21 protein-coding genes and 1 pseudogene are annotated in these 22,664 nt (G+C 60.0%); 11 read left to right on the forward strand and 11 right to left on the reverse strand.

Annotated features, from left to right (window positions below; all coding sequences use genetic code 11):
- Nucleotides 1–51 precede the first annotated feature (51 nt).
- From pxpA to MMW58_RS20850, 4 genes are read right to left on the reverse strand one after another with little or no spacing between them, the layout of a single operon-like run.
- Nucleotides 52–798 (reverse strand): 5-oxoprolinase subunit PxpA, encoded by a 747-nt coding sequence (pxpA, locus tag MMW58_RS20835; RefSeq protein ID WP_241722017.1) that lies wholly within the window; start codon nt 796–798, stop codon nt 52–54.
- Nucleotides 788–1,720, reverse strand: a complete 933-nt coding sequence (gene pxpC / locus MMW58_RS20840; protein ID WP_241722018.1) for a 5-oxoprolinase subunit PxpC — start codon at nt 1,718–1,720, stop codon at nt 788–790. The genes pxpA and pxpC overlap by 11 nt, the downstream gene beginning before the upstream one ends.
- A complete protein-coding gene (pxpB, locus tag MMW58_RS20845; RefSeq protein WP_241722019.1) occupies nt 1,714–2,370 on the reverse strand; it encodes a 5-oxoprolinase subunit PxpB in 657 nt (218 codons plus the stop codon). Before pxpB ends, pxpC begins: the two co-directional genes overlap by 7 nt.
- Nucleotides 2,371–2,383: 13 nt before the next feature.
- On the reverse strand, nt 2,384–3,127 hold the full coding sequence (locus MMW58_RS20850) for a type 2 GTP cyclohydrolase I (protein ID WP_076944954.1): 744 nt from the start codon (nt 3,125–3,127) through the stop codon (nt 2,384–2,386).
- Between the two features lie 270 nt (nt 3,128–3,397).
- Here MMW58_RS20850 and dtpD point away from each other — a divergent pair, with 270 nt between their 5' ends.
- On the forward strand, nt 3,398–4,876 hold the full coding sequence (dtpD, locus tag MMW58_RS20855) for a dipeptide permease DtpD (RefSeq protein WP_241722020.1): 1,479 nt from the start codon (nt 3,398–3,400) through the stop codon (nt 4,874–4,876).
- Here dtpD and phrB read toward each other — a convergent pair.
- From phrB to MMW58_RS20870, 3 genes and pseudogenes are all read right to left on the reverse strand, one after another.
- Entirely contained in the window at nt 4,848–6,290 is a 1,443-nt protein-coding gene (gene phrB / locus MMW58_RS20860; RefSeq protein ID WP_241722021.1) for a deoxyribodipyrimidine photo-lyase, read from the reverse strand. The two genes, dtpD and phrB, sit on opposite strands and share 29 nt — an antisense overlap.
- A gap of 35 nt (nt 6,291–6,325) precedes the next feature.
- Nucleotides 6,326–6,778 (reverse strand): annotated as a pseudogene (locus MMW58_RS20865) (YbgA family protein); the annotation flags it as partial.
- Between the two features lie 137 nt (nt 6,779–6,915).
- Nucleotides 6,916–7,122: a DUF2517 family protein gene (locus MMW58_RS20870; protein ID WP_004859627.1), complete on the reverse strand. Its 207-nt coding sequence runs from the start codon at nt 7,120–7,122 to the stop codon at nt 6,916–6,918.
- A gap of 308 nt (nt 7,123–7,430) precedes the next feature.
- Between MMW58_RS20870 and kdpF the strand changes: the two genes are divergently transcribed.
- Genes kdpF through kdpE form a run of 6 tightly spaced genes read left to right on the forward strand, consistent with a single transcriptional unit; the run spans nt 7,431 to nt 15,250 of the window.
- Entirely contained in the window at nt 7,431–7,520 is a 90-nt protein-coding gene (gene kdpF / locus MMW58_RS20875) for a K(+)-transporting ATPase subunit F (RefSeq protein ID WP_015584874.1), read from the forward strand.
- On the forward strand, nt 7,520–9,199 hold the full coding sequence (gene kdpA / locus MMW58_RS20880; protein ID WP_241722022.1) for a potassium-transporting ATPase subunit KdpA: 1,680 nt from the start codon (nt 7,520–7,522) through the stop codon (nt 9,197–9,199). Before kdpF ends, kdpA begins: the two co-directional genes overlap by 1 nt.
- Nucleotides 9,200–9,219: 20 nt before the next feature.
- Nucleotides 9,220–11,268 carry a potassium-transporting ATPase subunit KdpB gene (gene kdpB, locus MMW58_RS20885; protein ID WP_159236065.1) on the forward strand — a complete coding sequence of 683 codons (2,049 nt, stop codon included), beginning with the start codon at nt 9,220–9,222 and terminating at the stop codon, nt 11,266–11,268.
- A gap of 10 nt (nt 11,269–11,278) precedes the next feature.
- A complete protein-coding gene (gene kdpC, locus MMW58_RS20890) occupies nt 11,279–11,854 on the forward strand; it encodes a potassium-transporting ATPase subunit KdpC (RefSeq protein WP_159236064.1) in 576 nt (191 codons plus the stop codon).
- Between the two features lie 2 nt (nt 11,855–11,856).
- A complete protein-coding gene (kdpD, locus tag MMW58_RS20895) occupies nt 11,857–14,553 on the forward strand; it encodes a two-component system sensor histidine kinase KdpD (protein WP_241722023.1) in 2,697 nt (898 codons plus the stop codon).
- Nucleotides 14,554–14,572: 19 nt separating this feature from the next.
- A complete protein-coding gene (gene kdpE, locus MMW58_RS20900; protein WP_041144615.1) occupies nt 14,573–15,250 on the forward strand; it encodes a two-component system response regulator KdpE in 678 nt (225 codons plus the stop codon).
- A 106-nt stretch (nt 15,251–15,356) separates the two neighbouring features.
- On the opposite strand, the gene pgm is transcribed toward kdpE, so the two are convergent.
- Both pgm and seqA read right to left on the reverse strand, forming a co-directional pair.
- Nucleotides 15,357–16,997: a phosphoglucomutase (alpha-D-glucose-1,6-bisphosphate-dependent) gene (gene pgm, locus MMW58_RS20905; protein ID WP_241722024.1), complete on the reverse strand. Its 1,641-nt coding sequence runs from the start codon at nt 16,995–16,997 to the stop codon at nt 15,357–15,359.
- A gap of 33 nt (nt 16,998–17,030) precedes the next feature.
- Nucleotides 17,031–17,579: a replication initiation negative regulator SeqA gene (seqA, locus tag MMW58_RS20910; RefSeq protein WP_128878772.1), complete on the reverse strand. Its 549-nt coding sequence runs from the start codon at nt 17,577–17,579 to the stop codon at nt 17,031–17,033.
- 183 nt (nt 17,580–17,762) lie between these two features.
- On the opposite strand from seqA, the gene ybfF reads away from it, so the two are divergent.
- From ybfF to fur, 4 genes are all read left to right on the forward strand, one after another.
- Entirely contained in the window at nt 17,763–18,536 is a 774-nt protein-coding gene (gene ybfF, locus MMW58_RS20915; RefSeq protein WP_128878773.1) for an esterase, read from the forward strand.
- A gap of 133 nt (nt 18,537–18,669) precedes the next feature.
- On the forward strand, nt 18,670–18,963 hold the full coding sequence (gene ybfE, locus MMW58_RS20920; RefSeq protein WP_041144611.1) for a LexA regulated protein: 294 nt from the start codon (nt 18,670–18,672) through the stop codon (nt 18,961–18,963).
- A 150-nt stretch (nt 18,964–19,113) separates the two neighbouring features.
- On the forward strand, nt 19,114–19,644 hold the full coding sequence (gene fldA / locus MMW58_RS20925) for a flavodoxin FldA (RefSeq protein WP_148250773.1): 531 nt from the start codon (nt 19,114–19,116) through the stop codon (nt 19,642–19,644).
- Between the two features lie 292 nt (nt 19,645–19,936).
- Complete coding sequence (gene fur / locus MMW58_RS20930; RefSeq protein WP_045854481.1) at nt 19,937–20,389, forward strand: ferric iron uptake transcriptional regulator; 453 nt, start codon at nt 19,937–19,939, stop codon at nt 20,387–20,389.
- 79 nt (nt 20,390–20,468) lie between these two features.
- Here fur and MMW58_RS20935 read toward each other — a convergent pair whose 3' ends face one another.
- Nucleotides 20,469–20,801: a ChiQ/YbfN family lipoprotein gene (locus MMW58_RS20935; protein WP_045854480.1), complete on the reverse strand. Its 333-nt coding sequence runs from the start codon at nt 20,799–20,801 to the stop codon at nt 20,469–20,471.
- 47 nt (nt 20,802–20,848) lie between these two features.
- Nucleotides 20,849–22,252, reverse strand: a complete 1,404-nt coding sequence (gene chiP, locus MMW58_RS20940; protein ID WP_123707018.1) for a chitoporin ChiP — start codon at nt 22,250–22,252, stop codon at nt 20,849–20,851.
- Between the last annotated feature and the right edge of the window lie 412 nt (nt 22,253–22,664).

Genomic DNA, 22,664 nt, shown 5'->3' on the forward strand with positions numbered 1-22,664 from the left:
TCCCTTCTCCTCTTCCGGCATCGTTATGGTATGTTGTAACTAACTACTTGACTAGTCTTCCACCGCCGCGCTGACCTGAACGTGACGTCCGGCAAACGCCGCCCGTAGACGGCGGGCAAACTCCAGCGCGTGCTCCCCGTCGCCGTGCAGGCAGACGGTTTCCGCCATAACGTGTGCCCACTCGCCGGTGATGCTACGCACCCGGTGGTGCTGCACCATTTCCAGGGTCTGCGCCAGCGCCTGCTCCTCATCGGCAATCAGCGCGCCGGGCTGTGAACGCGGCACCAGGCTGCCGTCGGCCAGGTATCCCCGGTCGGCAAACACCTCCTGGCGGGTGGGTAGCCGGTAATGCTGGCCCGCCCGAATCAGCTCGCTCCCCGCCAGCCCCACCAGCACCAGCTCGGGGTTAAAATCGCGAACGGCTCTGGCAATCGCATCCGCCAGCGGAGCCTCTTTTGCCGCCTGGTTGTACAGCATGCCGTGCGGCTTGACGTGCCGCAGCTCGCCGCCCTCGGCGCGAACTATCGCCGCCAGGGCGCCAATCTGGTATAGCGTCTGGACGTAAACCGTCTCCGGCGGCAGCTGCATCGCGGTGCGGCCGAAGTTTTCCCGGTCCGGGAAGCTGGGGTGCGCCCCGACGGCAACGCCGTATTTTAGCGCCTCGCGCACGCACTGGTGCATCAGCAGCGCATCGCCGGCGTGAAAACCGCAGGCGATATTGGCGGAAGAGACCAGCTGTAAAAGAGCGCTGTCGTTGGCACAGCCTTCGCCAAGATCGGCATTAAGGTCAATTATCATCGTTAAGCCTCCACGCCAGCTGGTCCAGGTAGCGCTGGCGGTCGGCGCGCGCTTTCAGCGCCTCCTCCAGCGAGCAGGGAACAAAGTGAATGGGCTGACCCAAAGGAATTTGCGCCAGCTGGTACATATCCGCCTCAATGATGCTCGCAATCCGCGGATAGCCGCCGGTGGTTTGCGCATCGTTCATCAGCACAATCGGCTGACCGCTATGCGGCACCTGCACCACGCCGGGCAGCAGGCCGTGAGAGAGCATTTCGCGATCGGTGGTGCGTACCAGCGGCTGTCCCTGCAGGCGGTAGCCCATTCGGTTGCTCTGCGCGCTCAGCTGCCACGGCGAGCGCCAGAAGGAGGCCTGCGAGGCGCTGTCGAACTCATGATATTCCGGCCCCGGCAGCGCGCGAATGCGGTTGCCGATCGGCAGTTGCCTGACGCCCTGCGGGCCGCTGAACTCGCGGGACGCTTTGCCCAGTTTCAGCCGATCGCCGTCCTGCAGACGTCGCCCTTCCAGCCCGCCAATGCCGACCTTCAGGTCCGTACTGCGCGATCCCAGCACCACCGGTACGTCGATGCCCCCCGCCACCGCCAGATAGCTGCGGATACCGTACTGAGGGTTTTTTAGCACCAGATGCTGGCCGGCTTGCGCCGCCGTCCGCCAGCCGATCCAAACCGGCTTGCCGCCCACCGTCGCCTCACAGGCGGCGCCGGTCAGCGCAAACCAGCAGTCGCGTTCAAACGCAATATCCACCTGCCCAAGAGTGATCTCCAGAGCGGCCGCGTTGACGTCATTCCCCACCAGCAGGTTAGCGATCGTCAGCGCCGGCTTATCCAGCGCGCCGCAGCGGCTGATAGCCGACTGGCGCTGCCCTTCCCGGCCGCCGTCCTGCACTGAGGTATACATCCCTGCGCGAATCATCTTCAACATAGGCCCTCCTTTTGCGGCACGAAGCGTACTCTGTCCCCAGACCGCAGCAGCGCCGGCTCTTTACGCTGCGCATCAAATAGCGCCAGCGTCGTGCGCCCCAGCAGCTGCCAGCCGCCCGGCGTTGCCAGCGGATAGACGCCGGTCTGCGCGCCGCCGATGCCGACTGACCCCGCCGCAACCTGCAGACGCGGCTCCGCGCGGCGCGGCATTGCCAGCTGCTCCGGCAGGCCGCCGAGATAGGGGAAGCCCGGCTGGAAGCCGAGGAACCACACCACGTACTCCACCGACGAATGCAGCTCGACCACCTGCTTCTCCGTCAGCCCGCAGTGGCGCGCCACCTCGCCGAGGTCGGGGCCCGCTTCTCCGCCGTAGATGACCGGGATCGCAATCTCCCGCGACTCAGGCTCAAGGGCTTCACTCTCTTCCCACCAGCGCTGCAAACGTTCAATCGCATCCCACGCCATGAGCTGCGGATGGCGCAGCACCACGGTGATATTGTTCATCCCCGGTATCACATCCACCGCATCTTCATGGTCCGCCAACCGCTGGGCCAGGCGCCAGATGCGCTTTTGGCTTTCCAGCGTCACCGGGGGCTCGAGCTCCAGCACTACCGCCGTTTCGCCTAGCAGATAACAACGCGCTCGCTGCACTTTTCTCTCTCCCTTAGGCCGGGTTGGGGATATCAATAAACGTGACGTCCAGATCGGTATTTTCCGTCAGCCATTCGCTGAGGGCGCGAATACCGCCGCGCTCGGTGGCATGGTGCCCGGCGGCATAAAAATGCAGCGACTGCTCGCGCGCAGAGTGGATGGTTTGCTCCGACACTTCGCCGGTGATAAAGGCATCGACGCCAAAGCGCGCCGCGCTGTCGATAAAGCCCTGACCGCCGCCGGTGCACCACGCCACCCGCGAGACTTTTTCCGGCCCGGTATCGCCGCACCACAGCGGTTTACGTCCCAGACGCGCTTCAACCCACGAGGCCAGCTCGAGGCCGGAGACCGGCATCGACAGTTCGCCCCACGGCACCAGGGGTTCAATTTCGCCCTTGATAGTGATACCCAGCAGCTGGGCCAGCTGCGCGTTATTGCCCAGTTCAGGATGAGCATCCAGCGGCAGGTGCCAGCCGTAGAGGTTGATATCGTTGGCCAGCAGGGTTTTCAGGCGCTGGCGCTTGATGCCGCGGATAGCCGGCGCCTCGCCCTTCCAGAAATAGCCGTGATGGACAATTACCGCATCCGCCTGCAGGCGCACGGCCTCATCCAGCAGCGCCTGGCTGGCGGTTACGCCGGTAACGATTCTTTGCACCGTCTCGCGTCCTTCCACCTGCAGGCCGTTCGGCGCATAGTCGCTGAAGGCCGCACTATTGAGCTTTTCGTTAATGAGTTGTTCCAGTTCGCTATTTTTCATTGCCGCTCCATCAGGTCGTGAGGTTATCTGCGAAGATAACATAACGATAACCTCGCTGACCGTCGATAGCACGCTCGCAGCGCGCTCTATTTTGACTTTTAGCTTAAAGCCGCAATTTGTCTACCCTCCCCTTCGCGCATTCGTGTATATTTATGCACTATTACAGCATATTAAATAATCAGAAAGCCTTTTAGACCATGAATCTCACTACTAAATAGCTATTCATGCAGGAAGATCGACTTTCGTTTTACGGCAGGAACTGAGCGTTACATGAACACACAATCATCGCAGCCGCGCGCTATCTACTACGTCGTCGCGCTGCAAATCTGGGAATATTTCAGTTTTTACGGTATGCGGGCGCTGCTGATTTTGTACCTCACCAATCAGCTTAAGTATGATGATAACCACGCCTACGCCCTCTTCAGCGCCTACTGTTCCCTGGTTTACGTTACGCCGATCCTCGGCGGTTTTCTGGCTGATAAGCTGTTAGGCAACCGCATGGCGGTGATGATCGGCGCGCTGCTGATGGCTATTGGCCATCTGGTGCTCGGCGCCAGCGAAATCGCCCCTACCTTCCTCTACCTGTCGCTGGCCATTATCGTTTGCGGCTACGGGCTGTTTAAGTCCAACGTCAGCTGCCTGCTCGGCGAGCTATACGAGCCGACCGATCCGCGCCGCGACGGCGGCTTCTCGCTGATGTACGCCGCGGGCAACATCGGCTCGATTATCGCGCCTATCGCCTGCGGATACGTGCAGGAAGAGTACAGCTGGGCGATGGGCTTCGCGCTGGCGGCCATCGGCATGATCGCCGGGCTGGTGATTTTCCTCTGCGGCAGCCGTCATTTCCGCCACACCTCCGGCGTCAATCGCGAGGCGCTGCGCGCCCGGCGCTTTCTGCTGCCGAACTGGGGCTGGCTGCTGGTGCTGCTGGTGGCTACGCCGCTGCTGATTACGGTGCTGTTCTGGCAGGAGTGGTCGGTCTATGCGCTGATTGTCGCCACCGTCATTGGCCTGGCGGTGCTGGCAAGGATCTATCTGCGGGCGGAAACCGCCAGGCAGCGCCGGGATCTGCGGCTGATTATTATCCTGACCGGCTTCAGCCTGCTGTTCTGGGCCTTTGCCCAGCAGGGCGGCAGCTCCATCAGCCTCTACATCGACCGCTTCGTTAACCGCCACGTGATGAGCTACGAAGTCCCGACCGCAATGTTCCAGTCGGTGAACGCCTTTGCGGTGATGCTCTGCGGAATGGTGCTGGCGTGGCTGGTCAAAGAGAATATCAGCGGCAACCGCACCGTGCGCATCTGGGGCAAATTTGCGCTGGGCCTTGGCCTGATGAGCGCCGGCTTTTGTATCCTGACGCTGAGCGCCCGCTGGTCGGCAACCTACGGCCACTCCTCAATGCCGCTGATGGTGCTGGGGCTAGCGGTCATGGGCTTTGCCGAGCTGTTTATCGATCCGGTGGCGATGTCGCAGATTACGCGGATTGAAATACCCGGCGTCACCGGCGTGCTGACCGGCATCTACATGCTGCTCTCCGGTGCCATCGCCAACTATCTGGCGGGGGTTATCGCCGATCAGACGTCGCAGGCTTCGTTCGATTCGGCCGGGGCGGCGCACTACGCGATTGAGGCCTACGTCGACGTGTTCAGCCAGATTACCTGGGGCTCGCTGGCCTGCGTCGGCCTGGTGCTGGCAATCTGGCTCTATCACTCCCTGCGGGTCAGGACCCGCCGCCTGGCGCTGGAGTAGCGCCTTTGCTGGCGGCTTCCCAGGCGGCCAGCGTCTCCAGCCGCGCCTGCTTGTGATCGACCAGCGGGCGCGGGTACGCCAGGGTTACACCCTGCTTATCGGCCCAGACCCACGGCTGGTGCAGGGCCTTTTCCGGCACCGCTGCCAGCTCCGGCAGCCATTGGCGAATAAACCCTCCCGCTTTATCAAACTTCTCGCCCTGAGTCGTGGGGTTGAAGATGCGGAAATAGGGCGCCGCATCGGTGCCGGTAGACGCCGCCCACTGCCAGCCGCCGTTATTGGCGGCTAAATCGCCGTCGATCAGCTGGCTGATGAAATAGCGCTCGCCGGCGCGCCAGTCGACGCGCAGATCCTTCACCAGAAAGCTGGCGACAATCATCCGCAGGCGGTTGTGCATCCAGCCCGTCGCGTTGAGCTGACGCATCGCGGCATCGACAATCGGAAAGCCGGTGCGCCCCTCCTGCCACGCCTGCAGCCCCGGCGCATCGTCCCGCCACGCCACCCTGTCGGTCCAGGCGATAAACGGCCGCCCCTTGCACAGCCCCGGGTAGTAAACCATCAGGTGGCGATAAAACTCGCGCCAGATAAGCTCGTTGAGCCACACCGACCCGCCCTCGCCATCCAGCGCGCCGGGCAGCTCCGCCAGCAGACGATGCAGGCACTGGCGCGGTGAGAGCGCGCCAATCGCCAGGCACGGCGAAAGCCGGCTGGTGCCCTCCAGCGCCGGGAAGTCGCGCTGCTGGTCATAATCGTCGGCCTTATGCTGGCAAAAAGCGCGCAGGCCGGCGATGGCCGCTTTTTCGTCGGCGGCAAACAGCAGCGGATCGAACGCCGTCTGGGGGTAGTCAATCTCCGGCAGGGCGGCGGGCGTCAATGGCCCGCTTTTACGCACCTTCGGCGCCGCCACGCACTCCGGCAGCGTCTCGCGCAGGCGGCGGATGAAGGCGTTTTTGAAGGGCGTGAACACCTTATACATTTCACGACTGCCGGTCAGCACGCTGCCGGGCGGCAGCAGCAGGCTATCGTCAAACCCCTGGCACACCACGCGGCTCAGCGTTTTCTCCGCCGCCGCGTCGCGCTGGCGCTCGTTAATTTCATACTGGTAGTTGTAAAACAGGTGGCTGACCTGCTGCTCCTCGCAGAAGCGGGCCAGCAGGTCGACGCTGGCGGAGAAATCTGTCGCCTGCGCCACCTGCAGGGCGATACCGCGCTCGGCCAGCGCGGCCTGCAGGCTGCGCAGATGGCTGACGATAAACGCCGCCTGACGCGGCGCCATCCCGTGCTGACGCCACTGTTCGGGCGTGGCGATAAATAGCGCCAGAACCCTGGCGTCGGGATCGCGGCAGGCCGCAGCCAGCGCCAGATTATCGTGAATGCGCAGATCCGCGCGAAACCAGACCAGATGGGTGGCCATAAAACTCCTGCTCTTATGCTCTAAATAACGTCTCGTTAGCCCTGCGCCTCGGGCCAGGGATTGAAATAGCGCTGGTCGGCGAGCCAGGGATCGGGAAATTCGCTCATATAGTGTTGGAGGAGGCTCACCGGCGCAAGCAGCGGCTGCTGACCGCGGCGATATTCATCGATCAGCGACGTTAGCTCCTGCTTCTGCTGCGCGGTTAAATGTTCGCGGAAGTAGCCCTGAACGTGCATCAGCACGTTGGTGTGGTTGGCGCGGGTAGAGGGATGGGCCAGCAGCTTCACCAGCCGCTCGCGGTAGGCCACAAAAAACGCCTCCAGTGACGGCCAGCGGGCGATCTCCGCCACGAAGGGACCAATCTGGCGGTATTCAGGCTGTGAATGGGCCAGCAGCAGCAGCTTATAGCGGCTGTGAAAATCCATCAGCCGGCCGCGGGTCAGTCCGTCACGGTGCAAATTATCCAGCTCGCGCAGGGTGTAAATACGAGTTTGCTCATCGTCCTCTAGCCAGTGATCGCTCATGACGGCTCCTTTATCGTTAAGAGCTTTCAGTGTAAGCCACTACGGGCGAAAAAAAACCGCCGGTTTTCCGGCGGTTGCTTTATCAGTCGACAGGCTGGCTATCAGTAAAAATCAGCAGCTGCCTTTTCGGCCTGCGCCATCCATACCGGCTGTTCGCTGGTCTTAGCCCATACGCGGTGCAGCCAGCTGTAGTAGCGGGCTCTGTCTTTCCAGAACAGCATCACCGGAAGTGCCGCAACGCCGGCCACGACGGCGAAAGCACGACGTAAGAAGACGACGTGAGCAGGATAGGTTTTGTATAACGCCATAATTTCTCTCCCTTATGTCAGGCCGGCAATCAGCGCCGGTAAAGTTTCAATGTTTCTCTGTGCAAAATAATAGCGCTTTGGCTGTAATTTTACTACTCATCCGACCACTAAAAACGGCCTATTTAGCCTTTATTTACATTCATCCGGTAATTGAGTTACATAAAAGTTAAATTAATACTAACCATTAGTTAAATAATGGTCTTTGCATTTTTATACTTTTTTTACACCGCCCCCGCCGATTTTTGCAAAATCTTTGCGCCGTAATTCCTATCCTGCAGATAAATCGTAAATACACCCGGAGGTGGATTGTGAGTGCAGGCGTAATCGCTGGCGTGGCGCTGGTGTTCCTGTTGCTGGCTTACTTGGTTTATGCCCTGATCAACGCGGAGGCATTCTGATGGCCGCTCAAGGATTTTTACTTATCGCCAGTTTTATTCTGCTGCTGATGGTTCTGGCCCGCCCGCTGGGAACGGTGCTTGCCAGAATGATCGCCGATACCCCGCTGCCCGGCCTCGCCGGGATAGAGCGCGGGATCTGGCGCGTCGCAGGTATTCGTTCGCAGGAGATGAACTGGTATCAGTATCTCTTCGCCATTCTGCTGTTTAACGCCCTCGGGCTGGTGGCGCTGTTTGTTCTGCTGATGCTGCAGGGATCGCTGCCGCTTAACCCTCAGCATCTGCCCGGCCTCTCCTGGGACCTGGCGCTGAACACCGCGGTGAGCTTTGTCAGCAACACCAACTGGCAGGCCTACGCCGGTGAAACCACCATGAGCTATCTCAGCCAGATGGTGGGCCTGGCGGTGCAGAACTTCCTCTCGGCGGCAACCGGTATCGCGGTGATCTTCGCCTTCACCCGCGCCTGGTCACGCCAGCAGGTGAGCACCCTCGGCAACGCCTGGGTCGACCTCACCCGCATCACGCTCTGGCTGCTGCTGCCGATCTCGCTGCTGCTCGCCCTGTTCTTTATTCAGCAGGGGGTGCCGCAAAATCTGCTGCCGTACCAGGCGTTCACCTCCCTGGAGGGCGTGCACCAGTCGCTGCCGATGGGGCCGGTGGCGTCGCAGGAAGCCATTAAAATGCTGGGGACCAACGGCGGCGGATTCTTTAACGCCAACTCGGCGCACCCGTTCGAAAACCCGACGGCGCTAAGCAATATGGTGCAGATGCTGGCGATCTTCCTGATCCCGGCGGCGCTGTGCTTTGCCTTCGGTGAAGCGGTGGGCGATCGCCGTCAGGGCCGGGCAATTTTGTGGGCCATGACGCTTATCTTCATCGTCTGCGCGGCGGTAGTGATGTGGGCGGAAACCCACGGCAACCCTCACCTGCTGGCGCTTGGCGCCGATAGCAGCGTCAATATGGAGGGTAAAGAGAGCCGCTTTGGCATTTTAGCCAGCAGCCTGTTTGCGGTGGTGACCACCGCCGCCTCCTGCGGCGCGGTGAACGCGATGCATGACTCCTTTACCGCCCTCGGTGGCATGGTGCCGATGTGGCTGATGCAGATCGGCGAGGTGGTCTTCGGCGGCGTCGGATCGGGCCTGTACGGCATGCTGCTGTTCGTCATGCTGGCGGTGTTTATCGCCGGACTGATGATCGGCCGGACGCCGGAGTATCTGGGTAAAAAGATCGACGTGCGCGAGATGAAAATGATCGCCCTGGCGATCCTCGTTACCCCGACCCTGGTTCTGCTCGGCACCGCGCTGGCGATGATGACCGATGCCGGACGGGCGGCGATGTTTAACCCCGGCCCGCACGGCTTTAGCGAGGTGCTGTACGCCGTCACCTCGGCGGCCAATAACAACGGCAGCGCCTTCGGCGGCCTGAGCGCGGCCACCCCGTTCTGGAACCTGCTGCTGGCGTTCTGCATGCTGGTCGGTCGTTTCGCGGTCATCATTCCGGTGATGGCGATTGCCGGCTCGCTGGTCGGCAAGAAAATTCAGCCCGCCAGTATCGGCACGCTCGCCACCCATGACGTGCTGTTTATCGGCCTGCTGATCGGTACCGTGCTGCTGGTTGGCGCCCTGACCTTTATCCCCGCGCTGGCACTCGGCCCGCTGGCGGAACACTTCTCCTTACTTTAAGCGATGCGGAGCAACCTGTTATGAGTCGCAAACAATTAGCCCTGCTGGAGCCAACGCTGGTGCGCCAGGCGCTGCTGGACGCGGTGAAAAAGCTCAACCCTGCGGTGCAGTGGCGTAACCCGGTGATGTTCATTGTCTGGATCGGCAGCCTGGTCACCACCCTGCTCGCCGTCGGCATGACCAGCGGACATATCGCCGGCAGCGCCGGTTTTACCGCCGCCGTGAGCGTCTGGCTGTGGTTTACCGTGCTGTTCGCCAACTTTGCCGAAGCGATGGCAGAGGGGCGCAGTAAGGCCCAGGCCAACAGCCTGAAAGGCGTGAAAAAGACCTCATTCGCCCGCAAGCTGCGCGCCCCGCAGCACGATGCCCGGATCGACCATATTCCGGCCGAGGACCTGCGCAAAGGCGACGTGGTGCTGGTGGAAGCCGGGGATATCATTCCCTGCGATGGCGAAGTGATTGAAGGCGGCGCGTCGGTAGATGAGAGCGCCATCACCGGGGAATCGGCGCCGGTGATCCGCGAATCCGGCGGCGACTTCGCATCGGTCACCGGCGGGACGCGCATTCTCTCCGACTGGCTGGTGATCCGCTGCAGCGTTAACCCCGGCGAAACCTTTCTTGACCGGATGATCGCGATGGTGGAAGGCGCCCAGCGGCGCAAAACGCCGAACGAGATCGCGCTGACGATCCTGCTCATCGCCCTGACGCTGGTGTTCCTGCTGGCCACCGCCACTATCTGGCCCTTCTCCGCGTGGAGCGGCAGCGCGGTCAGCGTAACGGTGCTGGTGGCGCTGCTGGTATGCCTGATCCCGACGACCATCGGCGGCCTGCTGTCGGCCATCGGCGTCGCCGGGATGAGCCGCATGCTGGGCGCGAACGTCATCGCCACCAGCGGGCGCGCGGTTGAAGCCGCCGGCGACGTTGACGTCCTGCTGCTGGATAAAACCGGCACCATCACCCTCGGCAACCGTCAGGCCTCGGCCTTCCTGCCGGCCCGCGGCGTGGAGGAGCGAACCCTCGCCGACGCGGCGCAGCTCTCCTCCCTGGCCGATGAGACCCCCGAAGGCCGCAGCATCGTGGTGCTGGCTAAACAGCGGTTCAATCTCCGCGAACGCGACCTGCAGTCGCTGCAGGCGACCTTCGTGCCGTTCACCGCCCAGACGCGGATGAGCGGCATCAACATCGACCAGCGCATGATCCGCAAAGGCTCGGTCGATGCCATTCGTCGCCACGTCGAGGCCAACGGCGGCCACTTCCCGGCGGACGTCGATAAGCAGGTGGAAGAGGTTGCCCGCCTGGGCGCCACGCCGCTGGTGGTGGCCGAAGGCGAGCGCGTGCTGGGGGTTATCTCGCTGAAAGACATCGTCAAAGGCGGGATCAAGGAGCGCTTTGCCCAGCTGCGCAAGATGGGCATCAAAACGGTGATGATCACCGGTGATAACCGCCTGACCGCGGCGGCGATTGCCGCCGAAGCGGGGGTCGATGATTTTCTCGCCGAAGCCACGCCGGAAGCCAAGCTGGCGCTGATTCGCCAGTACCAGTCAGAGGGCCGGCTGGTGGCGATGACCGGCGACGGCACCAACGATGCCCCGGCGCTGGCCCAGGCCGACGTCGCGGTGGCGATGAACTCCGGCACCCAGGCGGCAAAAGAGGCCGGAAATATGGTCGACCTCGACTCCAACCCGACCAAATTAATTGAGGTGGTGCATATCGGTAAACAGATGCTGATGACCCGGGGTTCGTTAACCACCTTCAGCATCGCCAACGACGTGGCGAAATATTTTGCCATTATTCCGGCCGCTTTCGCCGCCGTCTACCCGCAGCTCGCCATGCTCAACGTGATGCGCCTGCACTCGCCGTCATCGGCGATCCTCAGCGCGGTTATCTTTAACGCGCTGATTATCGTCTTCCTGATCCCGCTGGCGCTGAAGGGCGTGAGCTATCGCCCGCTGTCGGCATCGGCCATGCTGCGCCGTAACCTGTGGGTCTACGGTCTTGGCGGGCTGCTGGTGCCGTTTGTCGGCATCAAAATCATCGATCTGCTGCTGACCCTGACCGGGTTGGTGTGAGGAAAATACCATGTCATTCATTCGTCCGGCCGTTGTGCTATTTATTCTGTTAACGCTGCTCACCGGCGGGCTCTATCCGCTGCTGACTACCGCCCTCGGGCAGTGGTGGTTCCCCCAGCAGGCGAACGGTTCGCTGATCCGCATTGATGGCGAGGTGCGCGGCTCCAGCCTGATTGGGCAAAACTTTACCGCCGCAGGCTATTTCCAGGGACGGCCTTCGGCTATCGCCCAGACGGCGGATAGTCCGCTGGCGTCCGGCGGAAGCAACCTCGCCGCCAGCAACCCGGCGCTGGATAAAGCCATTGGCGAACGGGTAGAGGCGCTGCGTCGCGCCAACCCCGACGCCAGCCCGCGGGTGCCGGTGGAGCTGGTCACCGCCTCGGCGAGCGGGCTGGATAATGGCCTGACGCCGGCGGCCGCGCTATGGCAGGTTCCGCGCATCGCCAAAGCCCGCAGTCTGAGCGCGGAGCAGGTCACCCGGCTGGTGAATGAGGCGACGCAAAAACCGCTGGTCAGTTTTCTCGGCCAACCTGTGGTAAATATACTGCAGCTGAATATGGCGCTGGATGCCCTGAAGGATAACTAAAAATGAGTGACGAGCCGCTGCGCCCGGACCCTGACCGTCTGTTGCAACACGCCGCCGAGCCGCATCGCGGGAAGCTGAAGGTGTTCTTTGGCGCCTGCGCGGGCGTCGGTAAAACCTGGGCGATGCTGGCGGAGGCGCAGCGGCTGCGTGCCCAGGGGCTCGATATTCTGATTGGCGTGGCGGAAACCCACGGGCGTAAAGAGACGGCGGCGATGCTGGAGGGGCTGAGCACCCTCCCCCCGCGCCGTTTCTCCCACCGCGGGCGCTACGTTCACGAATTCGATCTCGACGCCGCCCTGGCCCGCCGCCCAGCGCTGATTCTGGTCGATGAGCTGGCGCACAGCAACGCCCCCGGCTCACGCCACCCTAAGCGCTGGCAGGACGTCGAAGAGCTGCTTGAAGCCGGGATCGACGTCTTTACCACCGTTAACGTCCAGCATCTGGAAAGCCTGAACGACGTGGTCAGCGGCATCACCGGCGTGCAGGTCCGCGAAACCGTCCCCGACCCGTTCTTTGATGCCGCCGATGACGTGGTGCTGGTCGATCTCCCGCCCGACGATCTTCGCCAGCGCCTCAACGAGGGGAAGGTGTATATCGGCGGCCAGGCCGAACGCGCCATCGAGAACTTCTTTCGCAAAGGTAACCTGATTGCCCTGCGCGAGCTGGCGCTGCGCCGCACCGCCGACCGGGTCGATGAGCAGATGCGCGCCTGGCGCGACCGCCAGGGTCAGGAGAAGGTCTGGCACACCCGCGACACTATCCTGCTGTGCATCGGCCACAATACCGGCAGCGAGAAGCTGGTCCGCGCCGCCGCCCGCCTCGCCGCCAGGCTCGGCAGCGTCTGGCACGCGGTCTACGTTGAAACCCCCTCGCTGCATCGCCTGCCGGAAGCCAGGCGGCGGGCGATCCTTGCGGCGCTCAGGCTCGCCCAGGAGCTGGGCGCGGAGACCGCCACCTTGTCCGATCCTTCGGAAGAGAAAGCGGTTTTGCACTATGCGCGAGAACATAACCTCGGCAAGATCGTTATTGGCCGTCAGCGTCAGCGCCGCTGGTGGGATCGGCAGGGTTTTGCCGACCGCCTGGCCCGCCACGCGCCGGACCTCGACCTGGTGGTGATCGCCCTTGATGAAAAGAGCACTCCCCTGCCCGCCCGCGCCGGCGATAGCCGCAGCACGATGGATAAGTGGCGGCTGCAGCTGCAGGGTTGCTGCGTCGCGGTGGCCATCTGCGCGGTAATTACGCTCGTCGCCATGCAGTGGCTGGTGGCCTTTGAGGCCGCCAACCTGGTGATGATCTACCTGCTCGGGGTGGTGGTTATCGCCCTGCTGTACGGCCGCTGGCCGTCGGTGCTGGCGACGGTTATCAACGTCGTCAGCTTCGATCTGTTCTTTATCGCCCCGCGCGGCACGCTGGCGGTTTCCGACGTCCAGTATCTCCTGACCTTCGGAGTCATGCTCACCGTTGGCCTGGTGATCGGCAACCTCACCGCCGGCGTGCGCTACCAGGCCCGCGTGGCCCGCTACCGCGAGCAGCGCACCCGTCATCTGTATGAGATGTCAAAAGCGCTGGCGGTCGGGCGCTGCCGGGAAGATATTGCGCTGACCAGCGAGCGCTTTATCGCCTCTACTTTCCACGCCCGCGGTCAGCTCCTGCTGCCCGACGAGAGCGGAGCTCTGCGGCCGCTGACCCAGCAGACGGGGCTCACCTCGTGGGATGATGCGATTGCGCGCTGGAGTTTCGATAAAGGCCAGCCCGCCGGCGCGGGCACCGATACGCTGCCCGGCGTTCCCTACCAGATCCTGCCGCTGAAAAGCGCCGCCCGCAGCTGGGGGCTGCTGGTGGTTGAGCCGGATAACCTGCGCCAGCTGATGATCCCCGAGCAGCAGCGACTGCTGGAGACCTTTACCCTGCTGATGGCCAGCGCCCTTGAGCGGCTGACGCTCACCGCCAGCGAAGAGCAGGCCCGGCTCAACAGCGAACGCGAAAGCCTGCGTAACTCCCTGCTGGCGGCGCTGTCGCATGATTTACGCACCCCGCTGACGATCCTCTTCGGTCAGGCGGAGATTCTGACCCTCGATCTGGCGAGCGAAGGGTCTAAACACGCGCCGCAGGCCAATGAAATTCGCCAGCACGTGCTCAACACCACCCGGCTGGTGAATAATCTGCTGGATATGGCACGGATCCAGTCCGGCGGATTTAATTTACACAAAGAGTGGCTCACCCTCGAAGAGGTGGTCGGCAGCGCGCTGCGGATGCTGGAGCCGGGTCTCGGCGGCCAGCATATTCAGCTGGCGCTACCCGACCCTCTGCTGCTGGTTCACGTTGACGGGCCGCTGTTTGAGCGGGTGCTGATCAATCTGCTGGAGAATGCGCTGAAGTACGCCGGCCCGCAGGCGCAAATCGGCATTACGGCGCAGGCCGACGATCGCCAGCTGCAGCTCGACGTGTGGGATAGCGGCCCGGGGATCCCCCAGGGCCAGGAACAGGCTATCTTTGATAAGTTCGCCCGCGGTCATAAAGAGTCAGCCATCCCAGGCGTAGGGCTGGGGCTGGCGATCTGCCAGGCGATCGTCGAGGTCCACGGCGGCACCATCGGTGCGCAAACGCGCCCTGAGGGCGGCGCCTGCTTCCGTGTTACACTGCCGCGAGAGGCGCCGCCGGAGCTGGATGAGTGGTGCGGCGACGCGCGAACTGACTGAAAGCACTAGCCGAGGAACCGTGATCAACGTTCTTATTATTGAAGATGAACATGCTATTCGTCGCTTTCTGCGCACCGCGCTGGAAGCCGACGGCATGCGCGTATTTGAAGCCGAAACGCTGCAGCGCGGTCTTCTCGAAGCCGCAACCCGCAAGCCTGACCTGACGATCCTTGATCTTGGCCTGCCTGATGGCGACGGCAGCGATTTTATTCGCGAAGTGCGCCAGTGGAGCCAGATGCCGATTATCGTGCTGTCGGCGCGCACGGAAGAACAGGATAAAATTGCCGCCCTCGATGCCGGCGCCGATGACTACCTGAGCAAGCCGTTTGGCATTGGCGAGCTGCAGGCGCGGCTGCGGGTCGCGCTGCGCCGTCACGCCGGTGCCCAGGCCGATGAGCCCATCGTCCGCTTCTCCACTATCCAGGTTGATATCCCGGCGCGGCGGATCCTGCGCGGCGAGGAGGAGATTCATCTGACCCCGATTGAGTTCCGCCTGCTGGCTGCGCTGCTGAATAACGCCGGCAAGGTGCTGACCCAGCGCCATCTGCTGAATCACGTCTGGGGGCCGAATGCGGTGGAGCACAGCCACTATCTGCGAATTTATATGGGGCATCTGCGGCAAAAGCTGGAGGTTGATCCTGCGCGACCGCAGCATCTGCTGACCGAGACCGGTATTGGCTATCGCTTTATGCCTTAGGTTCGGTTGGAAGAGCGTCGGGCCGCGGCGAAAGCGCCGGGCCCGAGCGGGAGCGTCCCCTCTTCCCGGCTAGCGTTGCGCCGGCGGGAGAGGGTTCACCAGGCTATCAGGCGTTTTTCAGCACTTCGCTGACAATTTCTACCGCCTCTTTCTCAATCTGCTTGCGATGTTCTTCGCCGAGGAAGCTTTCGCAGTAGATCTTGTAGGCATCTTCCGTGCCTGACGGACGAGCGGCAAACCAGCCGTTGTCGGTCATCACTTTCAGACCGCCGATCGACGCACCGTTGCCCGGCGCGGCGGTCAGGCGAGCGGTGATCGGATCGCCCGCCAGCGTGCTTGCGCTGACCATCTCCGGCGACAGCTTCGACAGCGCCGCTTTCTGCGCGGAGGTTGCCGATGCCTGCAGGCGGTTATAGCTCGGCGCGCCGAAGCGTGCGGCCAGCTCGTCATAGTGCTGCTGCGGGTTTTTACCGGTGACGGCGGTGATTTCCGCGGCCAGCAGGCACATGATGATCCCGTCTTTATCTGTAGACCACGGCGTGCCGTCAAAACGCAGGAACGAAGCGCCCGCGCTCTCTTCACCACCGAAGCCAAAGCTGCCGTCAAACAGGCCGTCAACGAACCACTTAAAGCCCACCGGCACTTCCACCAGCTTACGGCCAAGATCGCCGACCACGCGGTCGATCATCGCCGAAGAGACCAGCGTTTTGCCGACGGCAACCTCTTTGCCCCACTGCGGACGGTGCTGGAACAGATAGTTAATCGCCACCGCCAGATAGTGGTTCGGGTTCATCAGCCCGGCCGGGGTTACGATGCCGTGACGGTCGTAATCCGGATCGTTGGCGAAGGCCAGATCAAACTTGTCGCGCAGCGCCAGCAGGCCGGCCATCGCGCACTCGGACGAGCAGTCCATGCGGATGGCGCCGTCTTTATCCAGGTGCATAAAGCGGAAGGTTTGATCGACATGATCGTTAACGATGGTCAGATCCAGCTTGTAGTACTCGGCGATGCGCTTCCAGTATTCAATTCCGGAGCCGCCCAGCGGATCGACGCCAAGCTTAAGGCCCGCTTTTTGAATCGCCGCCATATCGACGATATCCGCCAGACCTTCAATAAACGGCTGAACCAGATCCTGCTCTTTCACGTGACCGGAGGCCAGAGCGGCATCGAGAGAGATGCGCTTCACGCCCTGCAGGCCGGAAGCCAGCAGTTCGTTAGCCCGGTTCTCCACCACCTTGGTGACGTTGGTATCAGCCGGACCGCCGTTCGGCGGGTTGTACTTGATACCGCCATCTTCCGGCGGGTTATGCGACGGCGTAATTACGATGCCATCCGCCAGCGGACCACCCTTTTTGTTGTGCACCAGAATGGCGTTGGAAATCGCCGGCGTCGGGGTGAAGCCGTTGTTTTCCTGCACGATCACATCAACACCGTTAGCCGCCAGTACTTCCAGTACGGAAATAAAGGCCGGCTCGGAGAGCGCGTGGGTATCCTTACCGACGTAGCATGGACCGGTAATCCCGTTCTTCGCGCGATCTTCCGCAATCGCCTGAGCAATCGCCAGAATATGCTGCTCGTTGAAGTTATGGCGACCTGCGCTGCCGCGATGGCCAGAGGTCCCGAACTTCACCGTATGCTCCGCGTTGCCTGCTTCCGGCTTCAGTACGTAGTACTGGGCAGTCAGCTGGGCGACGTTAATCAAATCACTCTGTTGTGCAGGCTGCCCCGCACGCTTATCGATTGCCATTGCCTGATCCTTCTGATGCAAAGGTGAATAAAGCTAGATCGTGCCGCAAACCTTCTCAATCAACTCCGCAGGGAATTGCATTGACTGCATGATATGTTCAATCATGCTGCATTTGCGGCCAGTGTTGGTATTGGTGATCACCCACCACGGCGTGCCGGGGACCTGCTTAGGCTTGGTCTGATTGCCGCTTTTCAGCAGAATGCGGGCATCTTCAGCAAAATAGGTCCGCGTACGCCCGTGCAGAGACTCGGTGGCCGCAGCAAACGCTTTGCTGTCCAGCGAGTACAGCGTCGTCAGCACCAGCATAAAGCGGTTTACCGCGCGCTTTTGCTCGGCGTATTCATCAGATAACAGCAGTTCGCGCACGGCGCGGACTTTATCCTTCACCGGGTTAGCAGGCCTGGCCTCAACAACGGCGGTCGGAGCCGGGGCCGGCGCGGCTTTCGCAACGGCGGTGGCAGTCTGGGAAGCGGCGGAAAATTTCAGCATGCGCCGTAAAATGTCGGATGCACTCTCACCAATATGCTGGGTGTGGCTGGCAATATAGCGATAGAGATCATCATCAACTTCAATTGTTTTCATCTTAATCCAGTGCGATATCTTATTCTGAATACAAGTTGTCAGGATTATAAGGACAAATCCTAACCGCGGATAGCGTCAAACCAGGATGGCGGTAAAACTCAGATAGCTCTGGGTCTTGCAGCCGGATGGCAGAATGTCCAACATAATACCCTAACCCGACGGAGCGAAAAAAAGAACTTTGCCATGAAATTAAATAGCCGCGCGCAATCTGCACAAAATCCGCACAATAATTCCCCTGTGGTCCTGGTTCACGGCCTGTTTGGCAGCCTTGATAACCTGGGTATCCTCGCACGCGACCTGGTCGCCGACTACGATATCCTGCAGGTCGATATGCGCAATCACGGTCTTTCCCCGCGCGATCCGCAGATGACCTACGCCGCGATGGCTCAGGATCTGCTTGACACCCTTGACGACCTGCAGCTGGAAAAAGCGACCTTTATCGGCCACTCAATGGGCGGTAAAGCGGTGATGGCGCTGAGCGCCCTCGCGCCGGAACGCATCGACGGCCTGGTGGCTATCGATATCGCGCCGGTGGATTATCACGTCCGCCGCCACGACGAAATCTTTGCCGCCATCAACGCCGTGACCGCCGCCGGCGCCGCAACCCGTCAGCAGGCGGCGGCAATTATGCGCGAGCATCTGCAGGAAGAGGGCGTGATTCAGTTTCTGCTGAAGTCCTTCGTTGACGGCCAGTGGCGGTTTAACGTGCCGGTCCTGTGGGATCAATATAGCCATATCGTTGGCTGGCAGCCGGTTCCCGCCTGGCCGCATCCGGTCCTGTTTATCCCGGGCGGCAATTCCCCCTACGTGTCCGATGAGTATCGCGACGCGCTGCTGGCGCAGTTCCCGCAGGCCCGCGCGCACGTGATTGCCGGCGCGGGCCATTGGGTCCATGCGGAGAAACCGGAGGCGGTACTGCGCGCAATTCGCCGATATCTCTCCTCTTTAGCGGCATAACTGGCTAAAAACTGCCCGACCGCGCCGCAGAATGCCCGCGGTCGTTGGCGCAGCGGTTCGCCTGATGTATTATGGCGCGCTATCTGTGTCGGCAATGGCCCGACAACTCGTTTCCCCGAAGTCACTCTGAATCATGGCAAAAGAACAAACGGACCGTACGACATTAGATTTGTTCGCAACCGAGCGTCGCCCGGGTAGACCAAAGACCAATCCGCTTTCGCGCGACGAGCAGCTGCGCATCAATAAACGCAACCAGCTTAAACGCGACAAAGTTCGCGGCTTAAAGCGCGTGGAGCTCAAGCTCAACGCTGAAGCGGTTGATGCGCTCAATGAGCTAGCTGATGCCCGCAATATGAACCGTAGCGATCTGATTGAAGAGATGTTGATGAACCAGCTTGCAGCCCTACATAGCCAGGGTAAAGTCTGAGAAACCTCAAAAACAGCACTTTCGTGTAGCAGAGTGTGCAGTCGGGCATGATTGCTGTTTCCGCGCCCTTCCCTGTTCTGCTATGATTGCCGTTATCTGCGGGCATTACGCCACTACCACATCATTAAGTTTCAAGAGGTTATTTTACTCATGGCAATCATCGGCATCTTTTTTGGCAGCGACACCGGCAACACCGAAAATATTGCAAAAATGATCCAAAAGCAGCTCGGTAAAGACGTTGCTGATGTTCACGACATTGCCAAAAGCAGCAAAGAAGACCTGCAGGGTCATGACATTCTGCTGCTGGGCATCCCAACCTGGTACTACGGTGAAGCGCAGTGTGACTGGGATGATTTCTTCCCGACGCTGGAAGAGGTCGACTTCAACGGTAAGCTCGTCGCCCTGTTTGGCTGCGGCGACCAGGAAGACTACGCTGAATACTTCTGTGACGCGCTGGGGACCATTCGCGACATCATCGAACCGCGCGGCGCAACCATCGTCGGCCACTGGCCAACGGCGGGCTACCATTTCGAAGCCTCTAAAGGTCTCGCCGATGACGACCATTTCGTCGGTCTCGCTATCGATGAAGACCGTCAGCCTGAGCTGACCAACGAGCGCGTTGAGAAATGGGTTAAGCAGATTTCTGAAGAACTTCATCTCGAAGAAATCAAAAATGCCTGATGGTTAAACGACGATACCTTCGGGTATCGTCGTATTAATAGGTAAAAGCAATAAAACTAATAGCTACAAGTTTTTAACTTTTAATCACATATCTGTACAATGTCCTCTGATTTAACGAGGAGACGTGACACAGTTTGTAGCCTGTGCCTCGTTTTTGACAGCATACAAGGCTCGATGCTTGCGGTTTTCATTTCATCATGGCAGTTCTATAATGAGACGCGTTACATCGGGTGATTCTCTGTATTACTTCCGCTAATGGAAGTAGATCGTTTAGCAACAGGACAGATTCCGCATGACTGACAACAATACCGCATTGAAGAAGGCTGGCCTGAAAGTCACACTTCCACGATTAAAAATTCTGGAAGTGCTGCAGGGGCCGGATAACCATCACGTCAGCGCGGAAGATTTATACAAACGCCTGATCGACATGGGGGAAGAGATCGGTCTGGCTACCGTTTATCGCGTACTGAACCAGTTTGATGATGCCGGCATTGTTACCCGCCATAATTTTGAAGGCGGTAAATCCGTTTTCGAACTGACGCAGCAGCATCATCACGATCACCTGATTTGCCTCGATTGTGGCAAAGTGATCGAATTCAGCGATGACTCCATCGAAGCGCGTCAGCGTGAAATTGCCCACCGTCACGGTATCCGCCTGACCAACCACAGCCTGTACCTGTACGGTCACTGTGCTGAAGGCGACTGCCGCGAAAATGAACACGCGCACGACGCGGTGGAAAAGTAGTTTCCCACAGCGTAAGCAGCAAAAAGCCAACCTGAAGGTTGGCTTTTTTTATGCCCGCAAATACGGAGTACGAGGGAAATCAGGGCCGGGTATTGTTGCTGCGGATCTCTTTCCAGATCTGGTCGCAGCGGGCTTTGACCGCCTGATCGTTGCCGGTGCGGGTCGCCAGGATACACTGCTGATAATCCAGCACCCGTACGCTTTCCTGGGTGGCGAACTGCTGGTGCTGCTTATCCTCTTTAAGAACGTTCAGCACGCTCTGGCAGGCCTGAACTTTATCCGGATTCCCTTCTGCCGTATTGATGCAGGCGCTGTAGGCATCCTTCAACTTAGTATCTTCTTTTGGCGCCGGTGACTGCGCACAGGCCACCAGACCCGATGCCATGATGGCGATGAGCAATAGCTTTTTCATAATCAACCTCACAGGCTGGCGGCAGGCTTACGCCCGCCGCTGCGGCATCAGAAAATAGTGAACGGGGCAATAACCATAAACTTCACGTCGCGCTCATCCTGGAAGATGTTGCCGTAACCGCCGCTCCAGCTTGGAATATCGGAGTGGTTGTCGTACTGGGTGAAGTGGAGTTTGAACAGCGTTCCTTTTGCCCGGCCGTCCTGTACGGTATACATGGCGTCGAGGCTGTAGGCCGACTCTTCCAGACGTTTGTCGGCGTTGTAGTACGCGTCAGGCGTCGCCATTTTGCCCGGTTTCGCATCCCATGCGTAAACGTAAGATGCACCAAACGCCCAGCCCGGCATATTCCAGTTTTTCATGTCGTACATCGCGCCAAAGAACACGGCCTTTTCGCCGTTGGCGTTAAAGTCGGAGCGGTTATCCCACCACACGTCCAGGCGGCCGTTAGAGGAGGCGTAGGTTGGGGTCATGCGCTGCAGGAAGTAGCCCTGCTGGCCCTCGGCCTTAACCCAGGTACCTTCCAGACGCAGGTCCAGCACGTCGGCAACCTTGTAGCCAAAGGTCAGCGCCTGCAGCCAGGCGGTGCCGTCGTAAATATCGTTGGCGCCGCCGTTGCTGACCTTATCGCGGGTGCCGTAGAACTGATAGCTGGTGTTTAACGGGGTACCGGCAACGTCAAATTTATAGCTGGCCTTGGCAAAATACTGGTCGATATACCCCTGGGCCTGGCCAAACGCGGCCTCCAGCACGAGGTCGTTTTTAAAATCATATTTGGCGCCCAGCGAGTGCAGATAATCGACTTTCGTCTTCTTATCGTTCTGGTAGAACTCATCCATCTCAATGTGCCACGGCGCTTTGTATTCGTTCGTCCACATGTAGGAGAAACTCAGCGCGCCGGAATCACCGTAATCAAAGTTTGCTCCGGCTTCAGCACCTTGATAAGTGCCCGGCATAAAGCTCCAGTGCGGAGCCAGCAGCGTTTGCCCGGTTGGCTGAATGTAGCCAGCGCGCGCCCACGTCGGGCCATACTTAAATTTTGCCGCCGCTTTATAGAGGCTGATCCCGCTCTTATCGCCGGAGTAATCTTCGTCGTAGGCTTTATTTCTGGAGGAGAAGGCAATTTCGTTCGGGTGACCGCTTTCGCTGCTTTCCGCCATTTCAATGGCGGTAAAGGCCGCCACGTCGATACCAAACATATCGGCGGCATAGCCGGACTGGAAGTCCAGGTTGGCGTTCCAGGTTGAATGCGAAAGGTTGGTTTTGTACTTATCGCCGTCGGTGACGTCTTTACGGTCGCGCTCACGCTGCCAGTAATAGATACCGCCGGTTAATGTGGAATCATCAATAAAACCTGCTGCGCTGGCCTGCGGAACAACGATCCAGCTCGACATCGCGGTGACGGCGGCAATAGCCAGCGCCAGCGTACTACGTTTGCCACTAAACGTACGCATGTGCATATCCTCTTTGACGTTTTAAAACGCGGAGCCAAAGGCAAGCCGCGAAAAATAAATAAAACTGCTAAAAAGCGGTGCGGAAAAAAGTCCGCAAATCCACTCTGGATAGACTATTTTTCGTGACGCGAATTATCAATCTCTTTCGCCGATCAAAGCTTAAGATTATGACAAAGCGCACATATTCTATGTCTTTTTGTTACAGCCTTAAATTTCGTAGATTTAGTACAGAAGTGTTTGCAAAATCAGGATAAAACGGGAAATGGAAACGCTTACAGCGGTTTTTTACGCGAAAATCGCCGACGGGCCCGACGGGATATATTACAGGTTGTAAACAAGATTAATTCGCATCGCGAAAATAACCATATTCGGCCACGAATGACGGAAATAAAAAACGCCGCGGAGGCGGCGT

Source organism: Klebsiella sp. HC6 (assembly GCF_022605325.1).
Taxonomy (GTDB): Bacteria; Pseudomonadota; Gammaproteobacteria; order Enterobacterales; family Enterobacteriaceae; genus Klebsiella; species Klebsiella terrigena.